Annotated in this window: 21 protein-coding genes and 2 pseudogenes; 10 read left to right on the top strand and 13 right to left on the bottom strand. The window is 65.4% G+C overall.

All coding sequences use genetic code 11. The annotated features are described in order from the left end of the window. From sctJ to sctV, 8 genes are all read right to left on the bottom strand, one after another. On the bottom strand, positions 1 to 724 hold a 724-nt coding region (sctJ, locus tag FUT88_RS15115), incomplete at its 3' end, for a type III secretion system inner membrane ring lipoprotein SctJ (RefSeq protein ID WP_261797178.1). A 2-nt stretch (positions 725 to 726) separates the two neighbouring features. Next, positions 727 to 1,152 (bottom strand): hypothetical protein, encoded by a 426-nt coding sequence (locus tag FUT88_RS15110; protein ID WP_147216320.1) that lies wholly within the window; start codon positions 1,150 to 1,152, stop codon positions 727 to 729. Positions 1,153 to 1,253: 101 nt separating this feature from the next. Then, a complete protein-coding gene (locus FUT88_RS15105) occupies positions 1,254 to 1,466 on the bottom strand; it encodes a hypothetical protein (RefSeq protein ID WP_147216318.1) in 213 nt (70 codons plus the stop codon). A 116-nt stretch (positions 1,467 to 1,582) separates the two neighbouring features. Further along, positions 1,583 to 2,458 carry a hypothetical protein gene (locus FUT88_RS15100; protein WP_147216316.1) on the bottom strand — a complete coding sequence of 292 codons (876 nt, stop codon included), beginning with the start codon at positions 2,456 to 2,458 and terminating at the stop codon, positions 1,583 to 1,585. Continuing rightward, complete coding sequence (locus FUT88_RS15095; protein WP_147216314.1) at positions 2,446 to 2,853, bottom strand: FHA domain-containing protein; 408 nt, start codon at positions 2,851 to 2,853, stop codon at positions 2,446 to 2,448. Before FUT88_RS15095 ends, FUT88_RS15100 begins: the two co-directional genes overlap by 13 nt. Beyond that, positions 2,828 to 4,699 carry a type III secretion system outer membrane ring subunit SctC gene (sctC, locus tag FUT88_RS15090; RefSeq protein WP_261797177.1) on the bottom strand — a complete coding sequence of 624 codons (1,872 nt, stop codon included), beginning with the start codon at positions 4,697 to 4,699 and terminating at the stop codon, positions 2,828 to 2,830. Before sctC ends, FUT88_RS15095 begins: the two co-directional genes overlap by 26 nt. A gap of 38 nt (positions 4,700 to 4,737) precedes the next feature. After that, complete coding sequence (locus tag FUT88_RS15085; RefSeq protein ID WP_027679288.1) at positions 4,738 to 5,016, bottom strand: EscS/YscS/HrcS family type III secretion system export apparatus protein; 279 nt, start codon at positions 5,014 to 5,016, stop codon at positions 4,738 to 4,740. Then, positions 5,016 to 7,211, bottom strand: a complete 2,196-nt coding sequence (gene sctV / locus FUT88_RS15080; RefSeq protein WP_147216311.1) for a type III secretion system export apparatus subunit SctV — start codon at positions 7,209 to 7,211, stop codon at positions 5,016 to 5,018. Before sctV ends, FUT88_RS15085 begins: the two co-directional genes overlap by 1 nt. A gap of 295 nt (positions 7,212 to 7,506) precedes the next feature. On the opposite strand from sctV, the gene sctQ reads away from it, so the two are divergent. The 4 genes from sctQ to FUT88_RS15060 all read left to right on the top strand — a co-directional run bounded on the left by sctQ (position 7,507) and on the right by FUT88_RS15060 (position 11,097). Then, on the top strand, positions 7,507 to 8,670 hold the full coding sequence (gene sctQ, locus FUT88_RS15075; RefSeq protein ID WP_186829316.1) for a type III secretion system cytoplasmic ring protein SctQ: 1,164 nt from the start codon (positions 7,507 to 7,509) through the stop codon (positions 8,668 to 8,670). After that, positions 8,663 to 9,322 carry a type III secretion system export apparatus subunit SctR gene (sctR, locus tag FUT88_RS15070; protein ID WP_065854284.1) on the top strand — a complete coding sequence of 220 codons (660 nt, stop codon included), beginning with the start codon at positions 8,663 to 8,665 and terminating at the stop codon, positions 9,320 to 9,322. Before sctQ ends, sctR begins: the two co-directional genes overlap by 8 nt. A gap of 24 nt (positions 9,323 to 9,346) precedes the next feature. After that, positions 9,347 to 10,099 (top strand): lytic transglycosylase domain-containing protein, encoded by a 753-nt coding sequence (locus tag FUT88_RS15065; RefSeq protein ID WP_147216308.1) that lies wholly within the window; start codon positions 9,347 to 9,349, stop codon positions 10,097 to 10,099. A gap of 110 nt (positions 10,100 to 10,209) precedes the next feature. Continuing rightward, on the top strand, positions 10,210 to 11,097 hold the full coding sequence (locus tag FUT88_RS15060; protein WP_147216307.1) for a helix-turn-helix transcriptional regulator: 888 nt from the start codon (positions 10,210 to 10,212) through the stop codon (positions 11,095 to 11,097). A gap of 22 nt (positions 11,098 to 11,119) precedes the next feature. Here FUT88_RS15060 and FUT88_RS15055 read toward each other — a convergent pair whose 3' ends face one another. Then, entirely contained in the window at positions 11,120 to 12,217 is a 1,098-nt protein-coding gene (locus tag FUT88_RS15055) for a LysR family transcriptional regulator (protein WP_147216305.1), read from the bottom strand. A 481-nt stretch (positions 12,218 to 12,698) separates the two neighbouring features. On the opposite strand from FUT88_RS15055, the gene FUT88_RS15050 reads away from it, so the two are divergent. Continuing rightward, positions 12,699 to 13,259, top strand: a complete 561-nt coding sequence (locus FUT88_RS15050; protein ID WP_147216304.1) for a hypothetical protein — start codon at positions 12,699 to 12,701, stop codon at positions 13,257 to 13,259. Here the strand turns inward: FUT88_RS15050 and FUT88_RS15045 are convergent. Continuing rightward, the gene (locus FUT88_RS15045; RefSeq protein WP_147216302.1) at positions 13,253 to 13,501 is read right to left on the bottom strand and encodes a hypothetical protein; all 249 of its coding nucleotides are present in this window, start codon (positions 13,499 to 13,501) and stop codon (positions 13,253 to 13,255) included. The two genes, FUT88_RS15050 and FUT88_RS15045, sit on opposite strands and share 7 nt — an antisense overlap. A 142-nt stretch (positions 13,502 to 13,643) precedes the next feature. Then, the gene (locus FUT88_RS15040; RefSeq protein ID WP_147216300.1) at positions 13,644 to 14,708 is read right to left on the bottom strand and encodes a hypothetical protein; all 1,065 of its coding nucleotides are present in this window, start codon (positions 14,706 to 14,708) and stop codon (positions 13,644 to 13,646) included. 348 nt (positions 14,709 to 15,056) lie between these two features. Here FUT88_RS15040 and FUT88_RS15035 point away from each other — a divergent pair, with 348 nt between their 5' ends. Beyond that, a complete protein-coding gene (locus tag FUT88_RS15035) occupies positions 15,057 to 16,484 on the top strand; it encodes a nucleobase:cation symporter-2 family protein (protein ID WP_147216298.1) in 1,428 nt (475 codons plus the stop codon). Positions 16,485 to 16,511: 27 nt separating this feature from the next. Here the strand turns inward: FUT88_RS15035 and FUT88_RS15030 are convergent, their stop codons facing one another. Then, positions 16,512 to 17,594 (bottom strand): aldose epimerase family protein, encoded by a 1,083-nt coding sequence (locus FUT88_RS15030; RefSeq protein WP_147216296.1) that lies wholly within the window; start codon positions 17,592 to 17,594, stop codon positions 16,512 to 16,514. Next, on the bottom strand, positions 17,591 to 18,814 hold the full coding sequence (locus FUT88_RS15025) for a XylR family transcriptional regulator (RefSeq protein ID WP_147216295.1): 1,224 nt from the start codon (positions 18,812 to 18,814) through the stop codon (positions 17,591 to 17,593). Before FUT88_RS15025 ends, FUT88_RS15030 begins: the two co-directional genes overlap by 4 nt. A gap of 270 nt (positions 18,815 to 19,084) precedes the next feature. On the opposite strand from FUT88_RS15025, the pseudogene xylF reads away from it, so the two are divergent. From xylF to FUT88_RS15010, 4 genes and pseudogenes are all read left to right on the top strand, one after another. Then, a pseudogene (gene xylF / locus FUT88_RS15020) lies at positions 19,085 to 20,112 on the top strand (D-xylose ABC transporter substrate-binding protein). 81 nt (positions 20,113 to 20,193) lie between these two features. Next, positions 20,194 to 20,650: pseudogene (locus tag FUT88_RS27190) on the top strand (ATP-binding cassette domain-containing protein); the annotation flags it as partial. Positions 20,651 to 20,875: 225 nt separating this feature from the next. Further along, complete coding sequence (locus tag FUT88_RS27185) at positions 20,876 to 21,763, top strand: ATP-binding cassette domain-containing protein (protein ID WP_410003884.1); 888 nt, start codon at positions 20,876 to 20,878, stop codon at positions 21,761 to 21,763. Further along, positions 21,760 to 22,962: a sugar ABC transporter permease gene (locus tag FUT88_RS15010; RefSeq protein WP_147216293.1), complete on the top strand. Its 1,203-nt coding sequence runs from the start codon at positions 21,760 to 21,762 to the stop codon at positions 22,960 to 22,962. Before FUT88_RS27185 ends, FUT88_RS15010 begins: the two co-directional genes overlap by 4 nt. Positions 22,963 to 22,999 lie beyond the last annotated feature (37 nt).

The following is a 22,999-nucleotide window of genomic DNA, read 5'->3' as shown; positions in this document are numbered from 1 at the left end:
GCAATGCCGTGGCCAGCGCCGCCAACACGCCCAGCACGATCAGCACGCCCACCAGCCAGACCAACGGATTGCGCGCATTGATCAGCAGATAGGGCGACGTGGCTGCGCGCGAGCGGCGTTCGTTGGCGCCCAGATCGGTACCTTGCAGCACGAGCGAGACGTTGTCGTAATTCAGCCCCTCGATGCTGTGCGCGACGAGGTCTTTGACCATCGGCGTCATGGCGCGCAGGTTCACGCCGTCGCGGTACTTGATGTAGACCGCCGCGGAGGAAGGCCGCACCTTGTCGGACAGCGGATCGTTCTCGGGAATCACCACGTGCACACGTGCGGTGACCACACCATCCATGGCCTGCAGCGTGCGCGAAAGCTCTTCCGACATGCCGTAGAGATAGCGCACGCGCTCCTCTGCCGGGGTCGCGACCAGACCCTGCTTGCGGAAGATCTCGCCCAGGCGTGCCAGCGGTTCGCGCGGCAGGCCTTGTGCACGCAGCACGTCCAGCGCCTGCCCCATGTCGGAGTCGTCGACCAGCACCTGCCAGCCGTGCTCGTCCACGGCTTCCTTGCGCGCGCCGATGCCGGCGTTGCTCAGGGCGGACAGCACTTCGTTGGCCTGCGGCTCGCCGAGGTTGGAGACGAGCTCCTTGTCGCAGCTGCAGAGGAGAAGGGCGGCGGCGCATGCCAGCCCAAAGCGCAGCCAGCGGGCCGAGCCGGTAGGGATTGCCATCATCATTGACTGGAGTTGTGCAGCAGCGATTTCAGGGTGCCGTTGGCGGCGTTGGCGAGGCCGTAGTTCATCTGCAGGTCGGCGGTGGTGGATGCGATCAGCAGGCTGGCCTCGGTATTCGCAGCGCTCATCTGCATGATGTCGCCGCTTTGCGAGGCGCGATGCACCTGCGTGATCTTGTCTTCCAGATCGGCGTAGCGGTTTGCCACGTCCTTGCCGTAACGACGCAGCTCGACCATCACGCCGGAGCTTGATACGGGCGCGCTGGCATGGGCGGAAGCGTTCGACATGGCCGCGTTGGCCATCATGGCGTCGAACTGCTGCACGTCGGCCGCCCGGTTGGGCGCGGTGTGTGCGGCGGCCTGCGCAGGTGGAGCAGGGGCATTGATGCTGGGCGCCATTGCCGCGGCCGCGATTTCAGTCGACATGGTGTTTTCTCCTGATGAGGAATGGGATGGCCCCCGGAAGAAAAAAGGGCGACGTCCCGAAACAAAGGGAGGACGCAGCAGTACGGTCCTCCCTTTGTGTGTTACTGGGGACGCGAGCCCTCGGACGCCAGTTGCTTGAGGTTTTCCGCGTTGTGCTCCTGCGTGGTGCACAGCATGGTGGTCAACTGTCCGTCGCTGCTCACCTTGGCGAGCTGCATCTGGATCTTGTTGTTCTCCTGCATCTGGTTGATGGTGTCCTGGCTCGAAGCCGCCGCGGTGTTGGTGGTGTTGCCGATGTTCACATCGAATGCCATGGTTTTCTCCAGGTCGGTCTAGGGGGAAAGGCGCCTCGTGAGAGGCAACGGTTGCTTGCCATGCCGGCGGGCCGGCACGAGCGCACAAAGGGTTCGAAAGGCGTTGGCGATTGGCGTCATGGTGTGGGGGCTACTGCCGGTGCTGAAGCAGACACCAGCCCGGGCGCGCCGGCTGTATTGACCGCACTGGCAGCAGCGTCCGACGCAGCCGGCGTGCTCGCCGCCTGCAAATCCACACCCCCGCCCTGGATCGGCCGCACAAACGCCGTACCGCCGTGGTCGAACGTCACCCCCGTGGTGGAGATCTGCCGGATCACGTCGCCGTCGGGCATGCGGGACCCCTCGAAGTAATGCTGCCCGTCGCGCGTGGTGACAAAGCGCATGCCGTCTTCATCGGCATACACGCCCACGATGCTGTTCTTGGCGATGTCCACGTTCTGGCCCACCTCGACGGGGCCGCCGTCCTTGTACTGCACGTTGTCCACGACCTCGATGGCGGGGCGTGCGTCCCGCGCAAACACGCGCAGGTGGTCGCGCACCCGGTAATCGTTTGTCTCGCCCGACACGACCACGCGGCCGTGTCCGGCGTATTCCACTTTGAGTCGGCCGTCGCTCACGAACTGCTGCGCCGTGGCCAGCAGATCGCCCACCACATAGATCTCGCCCAGCGTGAGCTTGGGGATACGCGCGGCGCGCTCGCCGATGGTCTTTCGGTCGGCCTGCGTTTCGACGTACCCACTTGCTTGATACGTGCCATCGCTCATCGGGGCCACTACGATTTCACGTGGATTGCCCAGCGCCTGCTGAATCTGCGCGATGCGATCGGTGGTGGATCCGCTGCGAAAGCGGAACTCGCCGCGAATGGCCAGCACCGCCGCCAGCAGCGTGATCATGGCCAGCACGCACCACAGCGCCACCAGCGCGGGCGCCGCGCGGGAACCACGTCCGCGCAGAAAGCGCCCCACACCCGCCATGTCGATCAGCCAGCGCACGCCCCGTTCGCGTGCGGGCGCAGGCGGTTCCGGCACCGCCGTTGCGGGGCGCCGATGCGCTCGACACCAAAGCGGATGGGCCCGAGGTCCACCGCATCGCTGGGTGACAGCGTGCGCCGCACGCCCTGCGGCAGCGGCGTGCCGCCCAGTTGCACGGGCGTGGCTTCCGCACCTGCCGGCGTGTCTGCCACATTGCGCACGGCCACGGCAATGTCGCCCACCTCCAGGCACAGGTGGCGGCCTGCCACGGCGCGGTCCGGCAGGATCACATCGCAATCGGCCGATGAGCCGACCCAGTTCTGCCCGCGCTTGAGCGGCATCGAGCGCCCATACAGCGGCCCGCTCAGGAAGCGCAGGCTCCACGGCGATTTAGGCAGCGAGGCGGTCGGTTGCATACGGCGTCTTCAGCAGAGTGGCGACGGGGCGCGGCGCCTGCGTGGCGGGTTGATCTGCCGCCGGCGATGTGGGTGACGGAGGCGCCGATGGGGCGGCTGGCGCATCGCTGCTCGGCACCGGCAGCGGGCGGGGCGCATTCGGGCCTTCCATCGGCTGCGGGAAGGCGGGCACATCCGCCTCCGCGAACGGCGTGGTGGCCAGCCGAGGCGTCAGCAGATAGAAGCGCTCCATGTGCTTGCCAGACTTGGTCGTGTACTTGAACAGGTTGCCCAGGATGGGGATGTCCGACAGCAGCGGCACACCGCTCTTGGTGAAGCGCTGCTCGTCGGCGTTGAAGCCGGCAATCAGCAGGCTCTTGCCTTCCTCCACCATGGCCTGCGTGACGATGGCGCGCTGCTGGATCACCGGCAGGTTCTGCACGGTGTCTTGCGTGACGTTGCCGTCGTCGATGCTGATGCTGAGCATCACGCTCTTGTTGCCGTTTTCATCCACCACCAGCGGTGTCACCTTCACGCTGGTGCCGGCCTGCACCGTATAGAGCGACGAATCCTGAAAGCCGCTGACCGGGATGTAGAACTGCGTGAGGTTTTCCAGAATGGCCTCGGTGTTGTCGAGCGCCAGCACCTTCGGTTTGGCCTGCGTCTGGGCGTTGCCGTTCTGCGTCAGGGCGTTGATGCGCGCGAGCAGGTAGTTGCGCAGGCTGCCGCCAATGGACGCGGTGAGCGCAATGCCGTTGGGCGTGCTTGGTCCGGTCGAGCCCTGCTCGGTGCTGCCCACGCTGAAGGTGAGCGGCGGGTTCTGCCCGTTGCCCGATTGGAAGTCGCCGTGCGTGGTGTGCAGGCGCCAATCCACACCGAGGCTGTCGAGCGAATCGGCGCTGATGTCGATGATGGTCAGGCTGATTTCCACCAGACGCGGGCGGATGTCGAGCGACGAGATCACCTTCTGATACTGCGCCAGCCGCTCGGGCAGGTCGCGAATCACTACCGAGTTGATGCCGGGGTCTGGTTCGATGCGCGGCAGGTCCGGCCCCGGGCCGTTCGACGCCAGCAGCGGCGGGCCGGAATCGGCAGGGGGCTCCGTGTAATTGCTGGTGTCGATGCGCGGGATGCTGAGCATGGCGCCCTGGCCGAGCTTGACCTGCCGCGTGGCACTGCCCAGGCGCGGCGCCGCGCTGGTGCTCGACGTGCTCGACCCTTGCCCGTAGAGGCGCCGCAGGATGGTGGCAATGCCAGGCACGGTCACCGAGCGGCCCGAGCGGTTGACCTGGAAGTCCGTCGCCCATGCGTATTTGAGCGGAAAGGCGCGAATCTCCGCGCGCTCGCCCGAATGCGCGCCATCGCCCACGCTGGAGATGGATTGCTTGACCAGTTCGACATAGCGGCGCGGGCCGGACACATACACCGTGCTGTCCTTGTCGCTTACCAGGAGCGGAAAACGTTTGTCCGTGATCTGCATCGACTGCAGCACCTGGCCGACCTGCTCGGCGCTGCCTTTCGGGATGGGAAAGACCTGCGTCTGTGCCTCTTCTGCGCGATCGATGTAGAGGAACGAGCCGTCGTAATACCAGGTGAGCCCGTAGGTGGCGCACACCGTGTTGAGCGTGCTGGCGGGCGAGCCGGAGAAGCGTCCGCTGATCGTCGCGTCAATCTTGCTGTCGACCACGGCCGTGACGCCCTGCGCGGCGGCCAGCTCGCGCAGGAAGTCCGTCAGCCGCTTGTTCTCGGCCACGATCTGGTAAGGGCGATTGCGCCAGTGCAGCTCGGCCGCAGCAGCCGAGGAGGACAAGTCGACGGTACAGCAGGCCAGCAGTGCGGCGAGGCACAGGAGACGGTGCGGGTTCACGAAGAGGTGCTCAAGAAAGGTGGATGAAGACTGCGTGCTCAAAGCAGGCCGGGACGGCCCGTCAAAACGAGTTCCAATGCACCGCCGGCATAGCGCAGCAGTTCCTGGCCGGCCCATCCGGCCATGAGCAGCACGGTCACCATCACGGCGATCATCCGCACCGTGAGGCCGATGCTCTGGTCCTGGATTTGCGTGACGGCCTGCAGCACAGCGATCAGCAACGCCGAGATGCCAGCCACCAGAATCACCGGCAGCGACAGCACCAGCACGAGCGTGAGCGCGTGGCGCGTGATCTCGATCACGGTGGCGGCGTTCATCATGCGGTGGCTCCCGCGGCGGCCGCAGGGTCGGCCTTGGGGCGATCCTCGGGCGGGTTGCGCACCCAGCCGACGGTGTGCAGCTGCACGTCGGCTTCGATTTCCTGCAGAGAGACGACCGGCAGGTCGGGCAGAGTCGCTTCGATCAGGCGGCGCACATAGGCGCGGCACGTCATCGCGACCATGATGGCGGTGCGCGGCTGGCCCGCCGTTGCCTCGCCGTGGCGCACCGCTTCGGTCACGTTCTGGACCTGGTCGGCAATGTTGGTGCGGACCTCGCGCGAGAGCCCGAGCAGGTTGCCCTGCTTGGTGCGCACCACCGCATCTTCAATGCGCTCCTGCAGGCTCTGCTCGAACAGCACGACGTGCAGCGAGCGGTCAGGCCCGCAGAAGTGATCGGTGATCTGCCGGCGCAGGTCCATGCGCACCAGTTCCACCAGCATGGTCACGTCGTCGGGCTCATGCGGCGAGCGGGCGATGAGGCTTTCGAGGATCGTGTTCAGGTTGCGGATGGGGATGCCTTCGTCCAGCAGGCGGCGCAGGACGTCGGTCACGCGCTGCAGCGGCACGAGGCGCGTCAGTTCGCCGACCAGCTCGGCGCGGTCGCGGCGCACGAGCTGCAGCATGTTCTGCACTTCCTGAATGCCGACCATCTGGGCAGCGTGGCGGCGGATCACGGCTTCCACGTGCCGCGCCACAACCTGCTCGGGCTCGAGCGCCTGGCCCCATGCAGCCTTGGCGGTCTCATCAGCCTGCGATGCCGGCATCGTCATCCACCACGCGTGGGTGAACGGACCGAACGCTGCGGTGCTTTCTGCGTCCACGCCGGCGGGCGGCGCGGCCTCCGTCCAGAGGCGATGCGCGACCTGCAGCGTGCCCTCTGAGGCAAACACGTCCTGCACGTAGATGCGGTAGTGATTGGGGAGCGTCTGCGCGCTGTAGGTCAGGTGCACGCGCGGAAACACCAGGCCGATGTCGTCTTCCACGGCCGCTTTGGAGCGGGCCAGCGCGTTCTGCAGCGGCACCAGCTTGATGTCCTTGCGCAGGTTCTCGGCAAGGCGCACGGCCACCGGCGCGGCAATGCCCGCCGCCGCAGACACTTCTTCGGGGCGGCCCGGCTGCGCGCCAACGCCCTCGGCGCCGACCGACAGCAAATTCAGCATCGGCGGCGCTTGGCGCTCGCGCAGGAAGTGGATCGCGCTTGCACCCGCCAGCAAGGCCAGCGACAGGAATGCCCACTTCGGCATGCCGGGCACGAGCACAAACGCAAACAGCACCAGGGCGCCCATCAGCAGGCCACGCGGGTGTGCGGCGATCTGCGCACCGATCAACTGCCCGAGGTGGCGGTCGTTCATCTCGCGCGACGACACGCGCGTGGTGACCACCCCCGCCGCAATCGACACCATCAGCGAGGGAATCTGCGAGGCCATGCCGTCGCCGACGGTGAGCACGGCATAGCGGTGCAGCGCATCGGCCACCGACATGTCATGCATGAGCGCGCCCACTGCAATGCCGGCCAGGATGTTGATCACGGCGATGAGGATGCCGGCAATGGCATCGCCCTTGACGAACTTCATCGCGCCGTCCATGGCGCCGTGCAATTGCGATTCCTGTTCGAGCAGTTCGCGGCGGTGCTTGGCCTGATCGGACGTGATGATGCCGGCGCGCAGGTCGGCGTCGATGCTCATCTGCTTGCCGGGCATGGCATCGAGCGTGAAGCGCGCGCCCACCTCCGCCACACGTTCCGAACCCTTGGCAATGACCACGAACTGCACGATCGCGATGACGGTGAACACCACGCCGCCCACCACAACGTTGCCGCCCACCACCAGCTTGCCGAACGTGTCGATCACGTGGCCGGCGTTGGCCTGCAGCAGGATCAGCTTGCACGAGGCGATGTTCAGCGAGAGCCGGAACAGCGTCGTAAACAGCAGCAGCGACGGAAAAGAAGAGAACGCCAGCGCCGAGGGCAGGTAGATCGAGATCGTCAGCAGGATCACGCTCGCCGCCAGGTTGAGCGAGATGAGCCCGTCGAGCACGACCGTGGGCAGCGGCAGCACGAACAGCGCCACCACGGAGCCGATGAACAGCGCGATGAGCAGGTCATAGCGCAGCAGGCCGCTGGCAAACGCAGCATGGCCCGGGTCGGACCGCAGTTTGGCGAGGGCTTCCTGCGCGTTGGGGATGCTCGGCATGGCCTTCCTAACCTTCCTTATCTGTTGGCGGCGTGCAGGGCACGACGGGGCAGCAGTGCTTTGAAGAACGCTGTCCCGCACATGCGGTGCGGGCGTGCTGCAAGGCGAGCCCAGTGTAAGAGCGGCCCTTCGCGGCGCCGCGTCCGAACTCACGTAACGGCAGCAGGTGGGATTTGCGACGGCTACGAGAACGAGTAGCGGGCGTGGGGGGGCATCGGCACTACAGTGGCTCCGTTTTCCAGCCACCCTCCCAACGAGCCGCGAGCCGCGAAAGAACGTGAAGCGAGAGATGCCCGTGTCGGTCACTGACCTCGCGCAGGCCGAAGGACTCCTGCGCCTGGACAGCGGCGTTGCGCGGGCCCAGTCGTGGGCGTACGTGCAGGCGCATGGCGACGTGCCGCTGCCGCTGGTGCAGGTTGGTACCGAGCGTTGGCGGTTGCGCTGGACGCCGCTGGGCGCGGATGCGGCAACGCAGCCGGATGCGCCGCTGCCGGGTTGGCATGCATTGCGTTTTGCGGTGGGCAAGCATGAAGGCTGGCTGCTGGCGGACGTGGCATTGGCCACGCGCCTGGCCGATGACGGCGTGCAGCCCGACGTGCCGCATGCCATCTTCTGCGCGCTGGCGGCCGATGCGCTGGGCAACGTGTCGCGCGCGGTCGAGACGCAGTTGCGCCAGCCGGTGCGCTGGCAGCCCGACGCCACCATGCGCCCGACCACTGCATGGCTCATGCAGCACGCCGTGGGCTTTACCGTCGGCACCGACGACGGCGCCACACGCGGCAGCGGCGCCATCGCCATGGATGACCTTGCCGGCTGGCAGCGTTGGCAGCAGGCATTGGAGGAAGTGACCAGTGCAGAAGCGCACCGCGACGCGCCTGCGAACACCGCGAACCGCGCCCCGCAATGGATGGAACGCCTGGCGATCGGTGTGCGTTTCTCGATCGGGCAGACGCAGCTGCGCGCCTCCGAACTGCGTGGCGTGGCCAAGGGCGACATCATCGCCATCGAGAAATGGACTTCGCGCGGTGCAGCGCTGGAGTGCGTCGGCACGGTGCCGGGCATTCCCACGCTGGGCATCGCCGCGCATGCCCTCGGCAAACAAATCATGGTGGACGCCGTCCGCCACACGGAGCGCGACATGCCCGATGACAGGAACCCCGCCAAACCGGTGCAGGCCAAGGGCTTGCCCGGTGCGGCCACAGCAGGCGCCCCGGTGGCCTCGTTTGACGACATCGAGGTGCTGACCACGTTCGAACTGGCCGAGCAGGCGCTGCCGCTGCACGTGCTGCGCAATCTGGCGCCAGGGCAGGTCATCGAGCTGGAGCAGCCGCTGAACCACACGACCGTGCAGATCCGCGCCAACGGCACCCTGGTCGGCAGCGGCCAACTGGTGGCCGTCGGCAACCGGCTCGCCGTGCGCGTCGCCGCCTTCGTGCACGACACGCCCGACCATGCCTAGCCTGCCGAATCCCGTACCGATGATCGCGATGATCGTCGCGATCGGGCTGATCCCGTTCGCGGCGCTCATGGTGACGTGCTACACCAAGCTGGTGATCGTCTTCGGGCTCACGCGCAATGCGCTGGGCATCCAGCAGGTGCCGCCCAACCTCGTGCTCAATGGCATTGCGCTGATCCTGACGCTGTTCATCATGGCCCCCGTGGGCGGCGACATGGTCAACAACCTGAAGGGCCGCAACTTCAATTCCGGCGCGCAGTTCAGCGTGGACGACGTCATGGCCATCGTTGACGCGGGTGTGCCGCCCATCAAGGCTTTCCTGCAGAAGCACACGCAGGAGCGCGAGCGCAATTTCTTCCTGAAATCCGCCACCAACATCTGGCCCAGCGGGCGTGCCCAGAACCTGCAGGCTGATGACCTGACGGTGCTGGTGCCGAGCTTCACGCTGACCGAACTCACCAAGGCGTTCCAGATCGGCTTTGTGGTCTACATCGTCTTCGTCATCGTCGATCTGCTGGTGGCCAACGTGCTGCTGGCGCTGGGCATGCAGATGATCTCACCGACGACGATTTCGGTGCCGTTCAAGCTGCTGCTGTTTGTCATGCTGGACGGCTGGGCCGTGCTGATCCACGGGCTGGTGCTGTCGTACCACTGAACCGTCAACACGGAAGGGGCAGCCATGCGGTTTCGTGTCTTTTTCGGCGTGCTGATGTCCGTGGTGGCGTTTGCCGCCGGCCCGGCACATGCGGGCCCCGCGCTTTCCGCCGCGGAGTTTGCACAGGTGGCACAGCAGTGCGCACCGCGCGTGGATGTGATGACGCTGGCGGCGCTCGTGCGAACCGAGTCCGGCTACAACCCCTACGCGATCGGCGTGGTGGGCGCGCGGCTCGCGCGGCAACCGGTGTCGATGGAAGAAGCGCAGGCGACCATTCAGATGCTTGAGCAGCGCGGCTACGACTTCAGCCTGGGCCTTGCGCAGATCAACCGGCGCAACCTTGCCCGCCTGGGCGAGACCACCGCCACGGTGCTCGACCCGTGCCGGAATCTGGCCGCCAGCCAGCGCATCCTGGGCGAGTGCTTCACGCGGGCCACGCGCAGCACGGCCATCGAACAGCAAGCCTTGCGGCATGCGCTGTCCTGCTACTACTCGGGAGGCTTCAGCGTGGGGTACCGAGAAGGCTACGTGAGCCGCGTGGTGGCCAACGCGCAAGCGGGCGTGCCGCCGATCGACGTTGCCCCCGCACGCGTGCAGCCGATCCCGCTGGCGGAGCCGTCGCGGCGCGTGCAGGCCGCTGCAGCGCCCATGCCAGCGCCCACGCCGTCGCCGTTGTCCACACGCCCGATGACATCGTCCGCAGGTTGCACCGCCGGGCGGCAGGTCATGCTCGTCAGTTGCGGACGCGGGACTTGCGTGCGCTGCCTTGGGCACTGAGCGGAACATCGGACCGCACGCGTCCGATCTCGTTCTCATTCGGCAATGGACAGCGGCATAGGCAACCACAAGACTACGCAGAGCCATTGCGGTTTTTCCGGGAACCCACCATGACGAGTGCCAGCGACAACGCCGGAGCTTCCTACTTCACGCCCCAGTCGGCCACCGCCGGGCTGCATGATGCCGTGCACATGCGCACGCTGGGCGGCGTTCTGTTGTTCGACGACCAGAAGATCATCACGCGCCAGCCGCCGCACACGCTGGCCGTCCATGCGCCGCAGCTCGCCGCGCAGCTGGCCGCCAGCATGCAGCCGTATCAGCGCCGCCAGAAGGTGCAGGAGGTGCTGACCAGCATCGGCTTCGACAGCTTCGAGTACAGCGTCGCGCGCATGATTTCCGGCACGGTGGAAGTGCTCTCCAGCCTCACCACGTACGGCAAGCCTGACTGGATCCATCGCTATTTCTCGCAGCGTTACCACGAGATCGATCCGTGCCTCAAGCGGTGCCTGGCCAGCGGCACACCGCTGGTGTGGGATGCCGATGACCTTGCTGCGTGGACGGATCGCACCCCGGGCCTCGCGCGCATGCAGGCGTATCTGCTGGACTGCGCGGCCTTTGGCGTGTCCAGCGGCGTGACGTATTGCTGGCCGGCCCCGGAGGGGCGGGCGCGTGTGGTGGTGCGCTTTCATTCCAGCAACCGCAACCGGCGCTGGATTTCTGACGCCGTGATCGGGCAGGCGCTGGCACTCGGCATGGCCGTCCATGAGTATCTGACCGCCTACGAGCTGGTGCCGAGTCGACCGCTGCCCGGCGATCCGCATCTCTCGCCGGTGCAGCAGCGCATCCTGGATTGCCTCATCAAGGGGATGACCGATCGCGAGATCGCCCAGCTGCTCGAACTCACCACGCACAACGTCGACTACCACCTGCGCCGCCTGCGCGCCTTGTTTGGCGTGACCACGCGCGTGCAACTGGTGAAGGCCGCCTGCTACGGATAGCGGGCACGGACAAGGTGCCGGCTCAGGCCAGCATGGAGTGCAGGAAGTTCAGGTGATCGTCGGGAAGCACGGTGCTTCCGCATGGCGTGTTCGAAGGAAGCTCGATACGGGCGGGCGCCGGCGGCACGGGCGTGCCCGTGTCCGTCAGCACACCGAGGCCCGGCACGGACAAGAGCTTCGACTGCGGGGCCGGTGCGCCGGGGCTGTGTGTGCCGCTCAGGGCTGACACCACGGCACTCACGACCGGATGGCAATCGGCCTTCGGGTACACGAGGGCGGTGTGGATCTGCGGCGCGTCCCACGCCAGTTGCACGCGCACCAGGTCGGGCGGCAGGGCGGTGTGTGCCTGGCCCACCTGCAGTGTCACGGCGATGCCGCTGGCAGCCAGGTCGCTGGCGCCGGCAGCGTCGGGGGTGATCAACAGCGGCCCCGGCGTGGCGCCATGCCGCCCGCACCAGTGAGTCAGTGCACCGAACAGGCCATCCTGCAACGCGGTGTCCAGCGCAATGGGCACGTTGTCCAGCTGCCAGGCGTCCACTACGTTCTGGCGGGCCAGCCAATGGTTGATCGAGACCACCAGCGTCACGCGCTCATAGGCGACCGACACCTGGTCCAGACCGTCATGCACGGGGACGTAGCCCGCGATCAGGCCGGCGTGCAACACGCCGCGCATGACGTTGGCGACGATACGCTCCGGGGCCATCACGAGCATGTCGGCACGCATGCCGGGGGCCGTTGTCGACAGGGCCCTCACCACGCGCTGCAGTGCCGCGGGCATGCCCGGCATAAGCGACGACTGCGTATAGGCGAATGTCATCGCCGTGCGGGCTTCGACTTGCGGGTCGGCCTGGGCCTGGCTGGTGTCGGGCTGGACGATGCGCCGTGCCAGCGTATCGGCCTGCTGAAGCAAAGCCCGGGCCTCGGTGAGCAGCCTGCGTCCCGCCTCCGTCAGCTTGAGGCGCTTGCGCTCGCGCTCGAACAGCACCACACCCAGCGCTTCCTCCAGGCGGATGATCTGCCGGCTCAGCGGTGAGGCTGAAATATGCAGGCGTTCAGACGCTTGAGCGATGTTCTCGGTCGTGGCAACCGTGACGAAATAGCGAAGCTGTCGCAGATCCATGCGCGTACACATCGTGGAAACAGAGGCGGTGATCCGCCTCGCTAGGGTATGTCTTCAAGACTTGGGCAGTTGTCCGGCTTTTCGTAGGGCGCCGCTGCTCAAGGGCCTGCGAAAACGATAGCGCGTTGGCTTATGGGGCGTGCGCGCTTTCTTGCGACGATTGTCGGGTTCCTGCCATTGGGCATGGCAAAAGCGTGGGCATGGGTTTGCGGCGCAATAGCCAAAACCGTAGTCCTTATGCTGAAAAGGCATGGGCGCCGGGGCTTACGTCATATGAGCGGGCGCCTTTGCCGGCGTGAAAGTGCGCGACGCGCTTCCCCCGCAGGCTCCCTGGCACGCTACGCCAGCCCTCCCGGGCCTACGGTGCGTGACGCATCGTTTGACAACAGCCGGACCAGCCGCACGATTTCTCGGAGGCACCGTGCGTGCGGGCCGCTGCCAGAATCGACGGATCGCTTTTCTTGCTGGTCAGGAGCCCGTCATGCAACGCGACGCTTCGAGCAAACCGCGCCGGAAGGCGTATATCGCCTTCATTGTGGTTGGCGGCGCTTTCCTGGTGGGCGTCGTCATCTGCTGGGCCATTGCGCTCCATATCCTGCGCACTCAAGTACGCGCATCGACGCCGCTGATGGCGGTGGTGGGCATGGGCTGGGCGGTGCTCACCATGACGCTGTCGATGGTGCTGACGATGCTCGGAGCGCGGGTGCGTGCGGCACGGCTGGGCGCGCGGCGCGGGCACGTCGTGATCAGCGGGTACGACCCCGCGTTGGCGCGGGACCGACTGATCGTGGAAGGCGAGGGCGTCGAGGCCGTCGGCGAGACTGATGTCGAAATCACCTCCGTGCTGCCGGCGGTCGTCACAGCCATCAGCACGCTCATGCTCGCGGTGGTCACCATCGGTTTGTTCTGGGTTGGCCGCACGACGCCCATGGGCGTGTTCATCGGCGGCCTGCTTTGCTACTTCATGTCGGACTGGGTGTACCGCATGTGGCCGCGCCGAAAGGCCGATGGCGGCACCGCAGCGTCGTCAGGGCGTCAGTAATCGATGCGTGCCTGGCCGCCGGCCAATTCCGGGTGGGCGGCCAGGATGGCGCGCGCATCGCCCATCGGCTTGCGCTTCGTGAGCGTGCTGGTGAGCGTGATGCGATAGATCTGCCCCGGCGCCACGGTGCTCAGGTCCTGCCCGGGCTCGTAGCGGACCACGCGGCCGTGACGGCCCACATAGACCTTGTCCGGCGTGTAGTAGCGATAGCCATGCGCCGCTGCATCCCACGCGCACCACACGGATTCGTAAGGCGTGTGCCGGGTGGTGCAGTGGTAAGGGAGGATTTCGATGCAGGAGCCAAGAGGAACCCACCAAAAGCGGAGACGTTGTGCTGGCTTCCGGTTTTCGCGCCGATCCCTGCATCTCTTATCGTCGGACTTATCAGCGCGACCACCGCAACGAAGGATCGCTGATAAGCGCTTCCAGTCCACTGCTCGAATAAATATCCGCTTGCAGCATTGCCTCGCCAGTTGGGTTAGTCACGCCTCCCAACACCTGTTGGATCGTGGTCACAGCGTTGGATGGGTCCATCACGCTCTTGTGTGCCGCCTCGACGTCATTCAGGGCCGCCAGAGCGTTGTCACGCAGGCCCGCCAGATTCGGCGTATGCGTGATCGCCACATCGATCACGCCCTGGCGCTGCACTTGAGTAGCGTCCCGCATGAGCGGCTCCAGTTGGTTCAACTGGTTGAATCCCCACGTCATGTGCTGCGTGGCCTGCGTTTGCAGGGCACCGCCGAGGTTCTGCATGTTGCCGGCGGCAGCGCCATCCTGCTGGAGCGTTTGCCGGGTGGTCTTCAGCACGTCCAGGTCATGCGTCAGGTTGATCAGCGCGGCGTTGTTCTCCGGACTGCCGGGCAGATGTTGCGCGACTGCCTGCATGTCGTGTCGGGTCTGGTCCAGCAGCGGCGCAACCGTGTTGTGCGCATAGCTGTCGGTGTCCATCACCGTGTAGGGGCTGCTGTTCTGTGCGCCGACGATGTTCCTGACGTCGTCCGCGCGTTGGGTCTCGACTTGGAAGTCGGCCAAGAAGTCTGCCGGCTTGCCGTCCGCCATGTAGTTGCGGACACTCGTCTTGATGGCTTCGCTGCCGCTGTTGGCCTCTGCGTTGACCACGTCCTGGAACTGCTGCGTCTGCGAGCGGACCTCGCGCAGCATGTCGGTGTCGAGCTTGCCGGCACGCGCCTGGGCGACCAGGGTGCGGCACGCATCCTCAGCGGCGCTGACCTGCTCGCGCTCACGGTTGACGGCCTCCATGGCCGCGCTGGCGCCAGGCTCGGACGTCTTCGTGGCGAGCAGGTTTGCGGTCGTGAGCACTTGCGAGGGCCCGCCGTTCAGCGGATGCGAGGCGTTGAAGGTCCTCAGCGTGTTCAGCGCGGCCGTGGTTTCCGGCGTCGGCGCGTGCGCTTTCCAGTAGCCGAGGCTGGCTCCGTCGATCATCGTCATGATGGGCTCGTGTAGAAAAATGACCGACCCAGTCTAGTCACGCTCCGGCGGCAGCAGGCCTACGAACATTCCGAGCCCGCGCAGCTGGATGCGTCGCGCGGCTGACCGGTTTGCTTTTTTGTTTTAGGGCGGAGCAGCGTTGGATGGTGTCCCAAGCGCACACGCGTTTCAGAACGCAAAATATGTACACAAAAAACGTATGTAATTGTTGACAGAAAAATGGCGCCCCTCCAAGATTCCGGCAAATACGCGGCATCACGCCGCATGAATGCTGGCGAATGGAACCCGCGCCATCCGCCTCAAGCACGCTCCCGGCATTGACACGGGGGCGGCCCCAGGAGACAGACAATGCGCCAATCCCCCGGCCAACCCTCGCCCTCTTCGTCGACAATCACCGGCGCCGTTGCCGATCCCGTCAACGAGTTTCTGCCCCTGCCGCGCCTGTTTGCGCTTGGCCTGCAGCACCTGCTGGTGATGTATGCCGGCGCGATTGCCGTGCCGCTGATTGTCGGCAATGCGCTCGGCCTGTCGAAGACCGATCTTTCGTATCTCGTCAATTGCGACCTGTTTGCGGCCGGGATCGGCACGTTGATCCAATCGCTCGGTTTCCTGATTTTCGGGATCCGCCTGCCGGTCATGATGGGCGTCACGTTTGCGGCGGTTGCGCCCATGATTGCCATCGGTGTGGAGCCCGGCATGGGGCTGCCCGGCATCTTCGGGGCGTCGATCGTTTCCGGCGTGTTCGGCATTGCCGTTGCGCCGCTGATGGGGCGGCTGCTCGGCCTGTTCCCGCGCGTGGTGACAGGCACGGTCATCATGCTGATCGGTTTTTCGCTGCTGAGCGTCGGCATCAACTGGGCCGCGGGCGGCCAGCAGACGATTCCGCAGGTGGTGGATGGGGTGACGCACATGGTGCCGAACCCGGCGTTTGGCGATCCGTTCGGCCTGGCCATTGCCGCGCTCGTGCTGGTGACGATCCTGCTGCTGACCAAGTTCGGCAACGCTCTGCTGTGCAACATCGCCGTGCTGCTGGGCATCGTGACGGGCACGCTTGTCGCGGCGGCGTTCGGCAAGGTGTCGCTGGCCGACGCCAGCGCCGCGCCGCTGATGACGCTGGTGACGCCGTTCTACTTCGGCATGCCGAAGTTCGAGCTGTCGGCGATCATCTCAATGTGCATCGTGATCGTGATCACGCTGGTGGAGTCGACCGGCATGTTCCTCGCGCTGGCGCACGTGGTCGGCAAGCCGATCTCGCGCAATGAACTGACCAACGGCTTGCGTGCCGATGGTCTGGCGACGGTGGTGGCGGGGGTGTTCAACACGTTCCCGCATACGTCGTTCTCGCAGAACATCGGGCTGGTGTCGATCACGGGCGTGCGCTCACGCTACGTGGCGGCCGCCGGCGGGGTGCTGCTGATCGTGCTGGGGCTGTTTCCGAAGCTGTCGTGTGTGGTGGCATCGGTGCCGCAGTACGTACTGGGCGGGGCGGGCATCGTGATGTTCGGCATGGTGGCCGCAGCCGGTATCCGCATGCTGGGCATGGTGGATTTCCAGCAGCAGCGCCATAACCTCCTGATCATCGCGGTGTCGGTCGGCTTCGGCATGATGCCGACGCTGGCGCCGGCCTTCTTCCATCACTTTCCGGACTGGATGCGCCCGATCACCCACAGCGGCATCGTGATGGGCACGCTGGTGGCCGTGGTGCTGAACGCCTGGTTCAACGGCATCCGCGGCTCGCACGAAGTCATGCACGGCGCGGCCGCAGCTGCGCATTGAACATCCAACGCCGCGCTTCAACGCGGTTCAGGTTTCTCCGGCAACCGAGACGCGGTATGCGGTGTGCTGCCGATAGACCTGGCCCGGGCGCAGCATGACTGCTTCCGCATCGGGCATGTTGACCTGGTTCGGGAACGCGCTCGCTTCCAGACATAAGCCACTGCGTTGCGCGTGCGTGCCCGACAGCATGTGCCCGGAATAGAACTGAAGGCCGCGCTGATCGGTCAGCACCGTCAACTCGCGGCCGCTGCCTGGGTCATACAGCCGCGCGACCGGGCGCACATGCGGGCGATCGTCCGGCGCCGTATTGCGCAGCACGAAGCAGTGGTCGAACCCGCCGGCCTGCGCCAACTGCGCGTTGGGCCAGTCCAGCCGCACGCCAATGGGCGCCCCTTGCCGAAAGTCGAATGCCGTTCCCGCGACACTCATTGTTCGCGTCGGGATCAGCTTGGCATCGACTTCCAGATAGGCATCGGCATCGATCGAGAGGATGTGGCCCCTGATGTCGGTGCCGGGTTTGCCGCTCAGGTTGAAATATCCGTGGCTGGTCAGGTTGACCGGCGTGGGCGCATCGGTGCGGGCTTCGTAATCAATCGACAGCGTGCCGTCATCGTCCAGCGCATAGCGAACCTGCACGGCGACATTGCCGGGGAATCCGGCATCGCCTTCGGCAGACGTGAGCCGCATGACCAAGGCGCCGTCCTGCTCTACGGTGTCCCACAGCGCCCGATGGAATCCACTCGCCCCACCATGGAGCAGGTTGTTGCCCTCATTGCGGTCGAGCGCGTAGTCGATGCCGTCGAGCGTAAAGCGCGCGCCTGCTATCCGGTTGGCCCAGCGTCCGATCAAACCGCCCAGATAGCCGCCCGATTCAAGGTAGGCGGCAGGCGTCGCATGGTTGAGAAGAATCTCGCCCAGACGCCCGCCGCGATCCGGCGCCTGCCAGGAGACGAGCGTCGCCCCTAGATCGCTGATGGAAACGCGCATGCCCGAGGCATTGCGCAGCGTGAACAGCTGAACCGGTTCACCGTCCGGCAAGTGCCCCCACCTTGCCGACGAGATGGCGCCGTCGAGCGGCGCGTGTGCGGAGAGCGCGGGCGCGATGCTCATGATTGGCCCTCTGCGATGGCGCGTTCCTGGTATTCGCGCGGCGTGCAATCCAGCTCACGGCGGAATACGGCATGCATGTATTGCGGGGAGGTAAAGCCGCAGCGCACCGCCACCTCGGCGGTAGCGACATCACGGCTGGCCAGCATGTGCTTGGCCGCGTCGAGCTTATGGCGAAGGATTTCCTGGTGCACGGTGCAATGCAATTCACGACGAAAGTGTTCTTCGAGCGATGACCGCGAGATACCGACGTAGTCCGCGACCTGCTCGGTCTTGATCCCTTGGCAGGCGTATTGCCGAATGAAGTGCCGCGCCCGCATGACATACGGGCTGGCAAGCGGCTGGTGCCGGGACGACGCCAGCACATTGATGCCCACGGGTGGCACGAGAATCTGCCGACCCGCCAGGCGCGCGCCGCCCAGCATCTGGTGCAGCAGATGTGCGGCGGTGCGGCCCATCTCCACGGTGCCCTGAATGACCGATGACAGCGGGATGCGGCTCAGCGTGCGCGTGAGCGGATCGTTGTCGATGCCGATGATGGCGATCTCTTCCGGCACGGCGAACCCTGCCGTCATGCACGCCTGCAGCAGATGCCGCGCCCGCGCATCCGTCACGGCAATGATGCCGATCGGCTTGGGCAAGCCGCGCAGCCATTCGATCAACTGGCTGATCGCCTGATGCCAGGTCGGTGCGCTGGTCGATAGGCCCCGGTAAATCTCCTGCTCAACGGGCGCGGCGGGATTGTCCTGCTGGCGCAAGCGCGTAAAGGCCAGTTCGCGCTGCTGTGCCCAGCGGTTCTCGGGCGCTTGGGGCAGGCTGTACAGCGCAAAGTGCTGCAGGCCCGCTTCGATCAGGTGTCGGTAGGCGAGCGAGACAAGCTTGCCGTTGTCCGTGGCGACATAAGGTTCCTTTGCCGGGTAGTGCGCCGGGTCTTCATACGAAGAGCCGACGGCCACGACCGGTAGCGGGCAACCACGTAGCGCCTCGGCGACGGCGGGGTCGTCGAAATCCGCAATGATGCCGTCGCCGTCAAAGCGCTCGATGCCGGGCAGGCGGCAGCGGAAATCCTCTTCCAGGAACAGATCCCATGTCACACGGGTGGAGCGCATGTAGTCGCCAATGCCCGCGATGATCTCGCGGTCGTACACCTTGTTGGCGTTGAACAGCAGCGCAATGCGATGAATCCGCGCGTGCTGCGATGGAACGGGCAATTGACGATGCATGGGCTGTTGGGCGCTCGCGGTGGCAGGGGTTTGCCATACGGCGGCGGTGCTGGGGCGTGCCGCTCGCCCGCACATTCTAGGGGCTGCATGCGGCGCTGTCAGACGATGCCCGCCCGGTGGCAAGAAATGTTAGGGCGGTTGGGCAATTTCGTAATTGCCGGTGCCAAGGCGGCACATGCACCATGCGACTGCCGTCGAGCCGGCCGAAATCTATTGCGGCGCAGCAGACGCCACGTCGGTACCCACCAACAAAAGAAGATGGAGTGAGACATGAAATCGAACCAACGCCGTTGTGTTCTGAGGGCCGCCTTTTGCGGTGCAGTGCTCGCCAGCCTGTCGATGGCCGCGCCGCTGGCGCACGCGAGCAAGGCGCATCCGGAAATCGGCTTCTGCATTGACGACCTGCGCGTGGAGCGCTGGTCGCGCGACCGCGATTACTTTGTCGCGGCGGCGGAAAAACTGGGTGCCAAGGTGTCGGTGCAATCGGCGGACGCCAGCGAGCAACGCCAGATTTCGCAGATCGAGAACCTGATCTCGCGCGGTGTCGACGTGATCGTTATCGTGCCGTTCAACTCCAAGGCGCTGACCAACGTGGTGGCCGAAGCGAAGAAGGCCGGCATCAAGGTGGTGTCGTATGACCGCCTGATTCTCGATGCCGACGTTGATGCCTACATTTCGTTCGACAACGAGAAGGTGGGCGAGCTGCAAGCGCAGGGCGTTTACAACGTGCGCCCGAAGGGCAATTACTTCCTGCTGGGCGGCGCGCGACGGACAACAACGCGAAGATGCTGCGGCAGGGCCAGTTGAAGGTGCTGCAGCCGGCCATCGACCGCGGCGACATCAAAGTGGTCGGCTCGCAATGGGTGCCGGAGTGGAGCGCCTCTGCAGCGCTGGGTATCGTTGAAAACGCGCTGACGGCGAACAACAACAAGATCGACGCCGTGGTCGCCTCCAACGACGGCACGGCCGGGGGCGCGATCCAGGCGCTGGCTGCGCAGAAGCTGGCCGGCAAGGTGCCGGTGTCGGGGCAGGATGCCGACCTTGCTGCCGTCAAGCGTGTGATTGCCGGCACGCAGACGATGACGGTCTACAAGCCGCTCAAGCTGATTGCCACCGAGGCCGCGCAGCTTTCGGTGGCGCTCGCCAAGGGCGACAAGCCCAAGTTCAATGCACAGTACGACAACGGCAAGAAGAAGGTCGACACGGTGCTGCTGCAGCCCACCCAGCTCACGAAGGACAACGTCAACCTGGTGGTGAAAGACGGCTTCTACACGCAGGCGCAGATCGGCGGCCAGTAAGGTCGAGCAGTCAGGGCCGCTTTGTGCCGGCGATGAGCCAACGCTGCATCGCCGGCCGCGTTCGTACCTCAAGGACGGGGCATGTCTGAACCACTGTTGCAGATGCGCGGCATCGTCAAGACGTTTGACGGTGTGAAGGCGCTTGACGGTATCAACCTGGTCGTGAGGCCGGGCGAGTGTGTGGGGCTGTGCGGCGAGAACGGCGCCGGAAAGTCAACGCTCATGAAGGTGCTCTCGGGTGTGTACCCGAGCGGTACCTGGGATGGAGAAATCCTTTGGGAAGGCCGGCCGCTCCAGGCCAGCGGTATTCGCGACACGGAGCGCGCCGGCATCGTCATCATCCATCAGGAACTGATGCTGGTGCCGGAGCTGTCGGTGGCCGAGAACATCTATCTCGGCAACGAAATCACGCTGCCCGGCGCGCATGAACTACGCGGCCATGTATCAGGGCGCCGACAAGCTGCTGCGCGACCTGAACATCCAGGGCATCAACGTGGCGTTGCCCGTGATGCACTACGGCGGCGGCCACCAGCAGCTGATCGAAATCGCCAAGGCGCTCAACAAGCGCGCCAAGCTGCTGATTCTTGACGAGCCATCGTCATCGCTCACGGCGGCGGAGACGCGCATCCTGCTCGATATCGTGCGTGACCTGAAGGCGCGCGGCATTGCGTGCGTCTATATCTCGCACAAGCTCGACGAGGTGGAGGCGGTGTGCGACACGGTCACCGTCATCCGTGACGGCCGCCATGTGTCCACCGCGCCGATGCGCGACCTGAGCACCGACCGCATCATCGCGCAGATGGTCGGGCGCGAGATTACACAGCTGTTTCCGCGTGAACCGCATCCCATCGGGGAGGTGGTTTTCGAGGCGCGCAATGTGACGTGCTACGACGTGAACAACCCGGGGCGCAAGCGTGTCGACGATGTGTCGTTCGCCGTGCGGCGTGGCGAAATTCTTGGCGTGGCGGGGCTGGTCGGGGCGGGGCGCACCGAGCTGATGCAGGCAGTGTTTGGCGCGTATGAAGGTGCCAGTGAAGTGGAGCTTGTACTTGACGGCAAACCGCTGAAAGTCCGCGCGCCGCTTGACGCCATTCGTGCGGGCATCGCGATGGTGCCTGAAGACCGCAAACGTCACGGCATCGTTTCGCTGATGAGCGTTGGGCACAACATCACGCTGGCCGTCCTTCAGCGTTTCTCGCGTCTCGGACGCATTGACGGCGCGGCCGAACTCGACACGATCCGCAAGGAGATGCGGCGGCTTGCCGTGCGTGCCGCGCATCCGATGCTTCCCATTGCCAGCCTGTCGGGCGGCAATCAGCAGAAGGCGGTCCTCACCCGAATGTTGCTCACGGAGCCGCGCGTCCTGATTCTGGATGAGCCAACCCGCGGCGTGGACGTCGGCGCCAAGTACGAGATCTACAAGCTGATCGGTGACTTGGCTAAGCGTGGCATGGCCATCATCGTGATTTCGTCGGAGCTGCCCGAAGTGCTTGGCATTTCAGACCGCGTGCTCGTGATCGGCGAGGGTGAACTGCGCGGCGATTTCGTGAACGACGGACTGACGCAGGAACACATTCTGACCGCCGCCATTCAGCCAGTCCGGCACACACCCAGGCACGCACCCACTTTCCATCAGGCAGGTCACGCATGACTTCTCAAACCAGCCCACAAGCCGCCGGCGGGGTCGGCGATTCGCGCAATACGTTCAAGGCAAGCCAGCGCCTGAGGCAACTGTTCGCACGCTACAAGATCCTGGCGTTGCTGATCGCCGTGGCCGCGATCTGGCTGTTCTTTTCGATGCTGACCAACGGCGCATTCACCTCGCCGCGCAATCTGTCCAACCTGCTGCGCCAGATGTCGATCACGGGGATGCTGGCCTGCGGGATGGTGTTCGTCATCATCGCGGGCGAGATCGATCTTTCCGTCGGATCGCTGCTCGGCTTGCTCGGCGGCGTGGCGGCCATTCTGGATCAAGGATTGGGCTGGCCGATCACGGCGACGGTGCCCGTGGTGCTGCTGCTCGGCGTGGGCATGGGCCTGTTCAACGGATGGTGGTCGACCTACCGCGGCGTGCCGTCATTCATCGTCGGCCTGGGCGGCATGCTCGCGTATCGCGGCATCCTGCTGGGCCTCACACATGGCTCAACCGTTGCGCCGGTCTCGGACAGCTTCGTGCTGATCGGGCAGGGCTACCTGCCGCGCCGCGTGGGCGACCTGATGGCGGTGCTGATCTTCTGCCTGTTGATCTTCGTGGTGATCCGGCAGCGGCGTGAGCATCGCCGTTATGAACTCGACGTTGCACCGCTCTGGCAGGACGTCGCCAAGCTTGTCGTGGCGGGTGCGGTCATCGTCGCGTTTGTCGCCACGCTCAATAGCTATGGCGGCATTCCGGTGCCCGTTCTGCTCGTGCTGGCGTTGCTCGGTATTTTTTCTTGGATCGCCAGCCAGACGGTGTTCGGCCGCCGTATCTATTCCGTGGGTTCAAACCTCGAGGCCACGCGCCTGTCGGGCATCAACACCGATCGCGTGAAGCTTGCCATCTTCGGGCTCATGGGCCTGATGTGTGCGTTTGCCGGCATCGTCAATACGGCGCGTCTTGCGGCGGGTTCACCGTCCGCCGGGACCATGGGCGAGCTGGATGCCATTGCGGCCTGCTTCATCGGCGGCACTTCCATGCGCGGCGGCGCAGGCACCGTGTACGGCGCGCTGGTCGGCGCGCTGGTCATGGCCAGCCTCGACAACGGCATGTCGATGCTCGACGTCGACGCCTACTGGCAGATGATCGTCAAGGGCGGGATTCTCGTGCTGGCCGTCTGGGTCGATGTCATCTCGCGCTCCGGCCGCCGCTGAGGTTGCGCTATCGGTTTTACCTCTTTTGCTGTAACTG

The sequence above is a fragment of the Ralstonia sp. TCR112 genome, assembly GCF_007997035.1.
Taxonomy (GTDB): domain Bacteria; phylum Pseudomonadota; class Gammaproteobacteria; order Burkholderiales; family Burkholderiaceae; genus Ralstonia; species Ralstonia edaphi.
The sequence above is the reverse complement of the archived record's forward strand: the minus strand, read 5'-3'. Positions and strand labels throughout refer to the sequence as shown.

Bases quoted from the DNA above. Each gene is read 5' to 3' on its own strand.
- sctR (WP_065854284.1), top strand. From the start codon at position 8,663: ATGCCTAGCCTGCCGAATCCCGTACCGATGATCGCGATGATCGTCGCG.
- FUT88_RS15040 (WP_147216300.1), bottom strand. From the start codon at position 14,708: ATGACGATGATCGACGGAGCCAGCCTCGGCTACTGGAAAGCGCACGCG.
- FUT88_RS15035 (WP_147216298.1), top strand. From the start codon at position 15,057: ATGCGCCAATCCCCCGGCCAACCCTCGCCCTCTTCGTCGACAATCACC.
- FUT88_RS15085 (WP_027679288.1), bottom strand. From the start codon at position 5,016: ATGAACGCCGCCACCGTGATCGAGATCACGCGCCACGCGCTCACGCTC.
- FUT88_RS15105 (WP_147216318.1), bottom strand. From the start codon at position 1,466: ATGGCATTCGATGTGAACATCGGCAACACCACCAACACCGCGGCGGCT.
- FUT88_RS15030 (WP_147216296.1), bottom strand. From the start codon at position 17,594: ATGAGCATCGCGCCCGCGCTCTCCGCACACGCGCCGCTCGACGGCGCC.
- FUT88_RS15060 (WP_147216307.1), top strand. From the start codon at position 10,210: ATGACGAGTGCCAGCGACAACGCCGGAGCTTCCTACTTCACGCCCCAG.
- FUT88_RS15050 (WP_147216304.1), top strand. From the start codon at position 12,699: ATGCAACGCGACGCTTCGAGCAAACCGCGCCGGAAGGCGTATATCGCC.
- FUT88_RS15025 (WP_147216295.1), bottom strand. From the start codon at position 18,814: ATGCATCGTCAATTGCCCGTTCCATCGCAGCACGCGCGGATTCATCGC.
- FUT88_RS15055 (WP_147216305.1), bottom strand. From the start codon at position 12,217: ATGGATCTGCGACAGCTTCGCTATTTCGTCACGGTTGCCACGACCGAG.
- FUT88_RS15065 (WP_147216308.1), top strand. From the start codon at position 9,347: ATGCGGTTTCGTGTCTTTTTCGGCGTGCTGATGTCCGTGGTGGCGTTT.
- FUT88_RS15010 (WP_147216293.1), top strand. From the start codon at position 21,760: ATGACTTCTCAAACCAGCCCACAAGCCGCCGGCGGGGTCGGCGATTCG.
- FUT88_RS15095 (WP_147216314.1), bottom strand. From the start codon at position 2,853: ATGCAACCGACCGCCTCGCTGCCTAAATCGCCGTGGAGCCTGCGCTTC.
- FUT88_RS15110 (WP_147216320.1), bottom strand. From the start codon at position 1,152: ATGTCGACTGAAATCGCGGCCGCGGCAATGGCGCCCAGCATCAATGCC.
- sctV (WP_147216311.1), bottom strand. From the start codon at position 7,211: ATGCCGAGCATCCCCAACGCGCAGGAAGCCCTCGCCAAACTGCGGTCC.
- FUT88_RS27185 (WP_410003884.1), top strand. From the start codon at position 20,876: ATGCGCGACCTGAGCACCGACCGCATCATCGCGCAGATGGTCGGGCGC.